The organism is Candidatus Clostridium helianthi (assembly GCF_045310795.1).
Taxonomy (GTDB): Bacteria; Bacillota; Clostridia; order Clostridiales; family Clostridiaceae; genus Clostridium; species Clostridium helianthi.
Genome location: NZ_JBJIAB010000169.1, coordinates 1 through 281, shown reverse-complemented (window position 1 = coordinate 281; position 281 = coordinate 1). Strand labels below are relative to the sequence as shown.

The window sequence follows — 281 nt, the reverse complement described above, 5'->3', positions numbered from 1 at the left end:
GATGATCATATGAGAAATAGTCAATTAAAACCTGCATATAATGTGCAAATCGCAGTTGAAAGTGAATACGTAACCGGCGTCGGAATATTTGATGATAGAAATGATATAGCAACATTAATACCTATGCTTAATAATATGAAAGAAAAAATTGGTCGTAAATATCTTAATATAATTGCAGACTCAGGTTATGAAAGCGAAGAAAACTATTTATTCTTAGAATCAAATAAGCAAACTCCTTATATAAAACCACAAACTTATGAGAAGTGGAAAAAAAGAAGTTT

1 protein-coding gene is annotated in these 281 nt (G+C 29.2%); it reads left to right on the top strand.

Annotated elements, in window-relative coordinates; all coding sequences use genetic code 11:
* On the top strand, positions 1-281 hold a 281-nt coding region (locus ACJDTP_RS27665), incomplete at both ends, for a transposase (protein ID WP_406763032.1).